The following is a 3,640-nucleotide window of genomic DNA, read 5'->3' as shown; positions in this document are numbered from 1 at the left end:
AAACGAGATATACCGGGTCCATATTCTGTATTCTGTACCAGGCGGACCTGATATCACCCTCCGGCTTGCACGGGTAGTCGTCGGCAGCCATCGCGACGCTGCAAAAGGACGCGGTTCCGAAGACGAACATGATCAGCATATAAAGGGGGGCGGCCAGATTTTTCGGCATTGGGGTTCCCCAAGGATACAATTGTAATTTGGACGACGGACGTTGCGCGGACAATGCAACGTTCGTCGTAGTTGAGGCTTTTAATCATCATCCGCATTTTGCCAGGAGTGAAATTCTCCCTTGTTTTGCCGAATGTGGTAACGCGTGTTGAGCTCATTGATTTTTGCGCGGTCGGTGACATCGATTTGTTTGAGATGCTTATCCCGTGAAAACCAGCCGATCACATTGTCATCATCGTCGTCAAAACGCGGGTGATAGCCATCGATATCGTAAGGATCTCCCGCAAATCCTTCGCGCTCACCGTTGATTCCGTCAAGTGCGCGATCGATGATTTCAAGTTTGGTTCTTGCTGGCACCTGCGCGTTTAGTCCTTGCAATATCGCTTCGGCGGAATTTTCCGGGTATTGATCGAGCCGGAATTTTCGAACGGTATCGGCAAGAGCCTTGGCGTTCACCGAAATGAATTTCTCATATTCAGCGGGATCTTTCGAAATGCGGTAGCCCACGGTATCACCCGGCGTGGCTGATAAAGGCATATCCCAATAGTTGAATGAGCCGCCCCAGCCACCGATCGTTTGGTGTCCGTCTTTTGGGTCTGTTACCGAAAGCGCATCGTTTGCAACGATTTCTTGCATTGATGGCATTTTGCCGTTCGTCAGAACATCTCGCATCACAAACGCACCAATGCGGTTGGAGTTTTCCTGTATCTTCTCGGGATCTGCCGGTCTGTCGTCAAAGCGCAAACCATTTCCTGTGACGCTGCGAATGAAGAAATTGCCCTGACTGTTCGGATCGCCGCCATTGATTTCACCTGCTTTGCGCAGCCAGAACTCCTTCGCTTCCAATTCTTTGCGCTCTGCAATACTCAAACCAGGGTTTTGCAGACGATTTTGAACTTGCTGATGCAGATATTTGTACGCTTCGACATACGCTCCCTTTTCCGCTGCCGATCTTCCTTCGGAGCTCAGCCTTCTGACTTTCATTGAATTCAAGATTGCGGCGCTGCCCTTGATCTGAATCTGATACGGGTTTGACAAGATCGTTGTTGCTACGCGGACGAGCCGAGGTAGCGCCGGTTTTAATCGGATCTACAGATGAGCTGGATCGGCCGAACCCACCACCTCCATCGGTCCATTGCCCGCCATCGGGATTTCCCGCAGGTACGCGTGGCTGGTCAGGGTGAAACCTTCGTAAAATATCCTCCGTGATGCGCAGCCTGCTACGCCAGAAATCGTAGCCGAGTTCTGCTCCCCGAATATCCTTCGGCAGATAGGAATTGGGCGGTGCCCGCCGCATCGCTTTCAATTCGGCGGCGGCTTCTTCAACGCGGTATCTGGTGTGATTAACTCGAGACAGGTCGTATTCGTAATCTCTCATGAAATAAATCCTTTAAAAAGAATATATTCCTATAATCGATCAACGCTGTCAATTGGAATTTGAGAATGCCATCCCGAAAAAGCTCTAGTACGTAGCTTTAGCTTTCAGATGCAGGGTAACCCAGCCCTCGCGGCGCAGTGTTTTGATATGAAACAGGCCCTGGACGCGGTAGGCGGCGAGTACCTTCTCCCGTTGTGTTTCGAGAATACCCGAAAGGATCAGCGAACCACCCCAGGCGAGGTGTTTGCGCATTTCAGGCGCGAGCTGCATCAACGGCCGCGCAAGGATGTTTGCGACGATGAGATCGAAGGGTGTGGCGGCGCGCATTGCCGGATGATGAAACCCCGTTGCGGTTTCGGTCTGTATCCGGGCGGCAACGCCGTTCTTAACCACATTCTCCTGCGCCACCGCGACTGCGACCGGATCGATATCCGTTGCCAGAATACGGATAGGCGCAAGCTTGGCGATCCCGATGGCAAGCACAGCGCTTCCCGTGCCAAGGTCAAGCGCATTGCGCGGATGTTCGCGCCGGATCACCTGGCTGATCATGTCGAGACAACCGGACGTGGTGCCGTGGTGGCCTGTACCGAACGCTTGACCTGCATCGATTTCGATACCGAGATCATTGAGGCGGCGTTTGTCGCGATCATGCGAGCCATGCACGAAAAAGCGTCCCGCGCGCACCGGCTTCAGGCCTTCCAGCGAATGCGCGACCCAATCGATATCCGGCACCTGCTCACGTTTCAATTCAAGGCCGAAGGTGTCGCTGCCGAGAACATCGCGAATGCGTGGCTCGATTTCGTCGGGCTCGAATGTATAGACCGAAACCTCGAATATTTCACGATCCTCGTCGATTTCGGCGTTGGAGACCGGCAGTCCGTCCTCTTCGAATTCACGTTCGAGCATGGTGAAGATGCGCTCGGCTTCGATCTTGCCGGCGGTAACGAAAAGGCGGGTCTGGGTGGTCATTCAGGAATATTTTCTCTAGCTTTTGGCGAGGCGTTTTAGTTTCTCGACAGCCGTATCAGGATTTTCGCCATAGGCAATGGTGCCGAAGAAACGGCCTTTGCTGTCGAGAAGAAAGATCGAGGCGGTGTGGTCCATCGTATAGTCGCTGCCTTCGACGGGAACCTTGCGCGCAAAGACGCTATAGCCCTTCAGCATGGCTGCGATCTTGTCGGGATCGCCTGTCACACCCGTGATCCGGTCAGACACATTGCTGACATAGGATTTCATGACAGGGACAGTGTCCCGCTCCGGGTCCACCGTCACGAAATAGGCGTTGACGTCTGCGCCCTCCGTACCGAGTTTCTTGAGCCAGCCGTCAAGCTCGAACAATGTCGTCGGACAAACTTCCGGACAATGGGTGAAGCCAAAGAATATAGCGGATGGCTTTTGCCGGAATGCCGCCTCCGTGATCGGTTCGCCGTTCATCGTCGTAAGCTCAAAAGACGTGCCGAATGGCCCCTGATTGCCGGTCGTGGCCGTCTGGCGTGATGACTGGAAGGTGATCCAGCCCGCAGCCCCGGCAAGAAGGGCAATCGCTACGATCAAAAAAGGCAGCAGACGTTTGTTCATGGATGATTACTCAGAGGCTGCCAAGCGACTACATACACCAGGCCAAGCCCGCATTGATGAGGGAAAGGAAGATGGAATCGCCCTTGTTGGACCATGCAGCAAAGGTGAGCCCCGAAGCAACGGATGCCGCAAGCGCAAGGGCAGCATATAGCACCATTCTCGGTGTGCTGATGGAGGATGAGGTTTTCATAGTTAGATTATAGGATTTCGCTTTGGTTTATGCAAACAAGTGACGGGGACTTGTCACGGTCGTCCGACAATGAAAAACCAAGCAAATACGGACTTCTCCGGGCTCCCGCGTTTGTCGGACGCGAACAGATGGCGAGCCATCGTTTCAACTCGTCAACGACCGCAAGGGATACGTGCCATGCTYGCGCATGCCGCATAGTTTTCTGATCAGCAGTTCCATTTTTTCATCGCCGAAACGGGCAAGGATTTTCTCGGCGCGTGCGAAGGCCTGCCTTTCGGCATCGGGAAAATCGGACGGCTTCAGGCTGCTTCCCGATACCTGCGCCC

4 protein-coding genes are annotated in these 3,640 nt (G+C 53.7%); all 4 read right to left on the bottom strand.

Translation table 11 applies throughout. From position 1 onward, the window contains the following. Positions 1-249: 249 nt before the first annotated feature. Positions 250-1,206, bottom strand: a complete 957-nt coding sequence (locus tag ACXJ5O_RS21570) for a hypothetical protein (RefSeq protein WP_457301680.1) — start codon at positions 1,204-1,206, stop codon at positions 250-252. Between the two features lie 424 nt (positions 1,207-1,630). After that, positions 1,631-2,515: a 50S ribosomal protein L11 methyltransferase gene (locus ACXJ5O_RS21565; protein ID WP_457301679.1), complete on the bottom strand. Its 885-nt coding sequence runs from the start codon at positions 2,513-2,515 to the stop codon at positions 1,631-1,633. A 15-nt stretch (positions 2,516-2,530) separates the two neighbouring features. Next, on the bottom strand, positions 2,531-3,124 hold the full coding sequence (locus ACXJ5O_RS21560) for an SCO family protein (RefSeq protein ID WP_457301678.1): 594 nt from the start codon (positions 3,122-3,124) through the stop codon (positions 2,531-2,533). Between the two features lie 334 nt (positions 3,125-3,458). Then, the coding region (locus ACXJ5O_RS21555; RefSeq protein WP_457301677.1) for a hypothetical protein at positions 3,459-3,640 on the bottom strand (182 nt) is incomplete at its 5' end.

Source organism: Phyllobacterium sp. P5_D12 (assembly GCF_054049495.1).
Note: the sequence above shows the minus strand (reverse complement) of the source record. Positions and strands in the feature narration are given on the sequence as shown.